The 225-nt window shown below is 64.0% G+C and carries 1 protein-coding gene; it reads left to right on the top strand.

What is annotated here, in order from left to right:
- Positions 1–17 precede the first annotated feature (17 nt).
- Positions 18–225: hypothetical protein (locus tag ACW9IR_RS30180; RefSeq protein ID WP_457466273.1), on the top strand; the 208-nt coding region annotated here is incomplete at its 3' end.

Raw genomic sequence — 225 nt, 5'->3', positions numbered from 1 at the left:
ACATGGCGCAAACAGGGATGAGTGCGATGCAGACGGCGCAAGGTGCGATGCAAACAGCGCAGCAGGTGAAAGGTGTGGTGCAGGGCGGGGTGGCCGGGTTGCCGAAATTGGCGAGTGCGGCGTTGCCGAGTGCTTCGGGGCTTCTAGGGGCGGCGAGCAAGGCGGGCAAATTGCCGAGCCTGCCTGCACCGAGTCTGCCAAAACCTTCCTTGAAAACCCCGGGCC

Source organism: Pseudomonas sp. SDT291_1_S447, from assembly GCF_054070155.1.
This window is presented reverse-complemented; position numbering and strand designations above follow the sequence as displayed.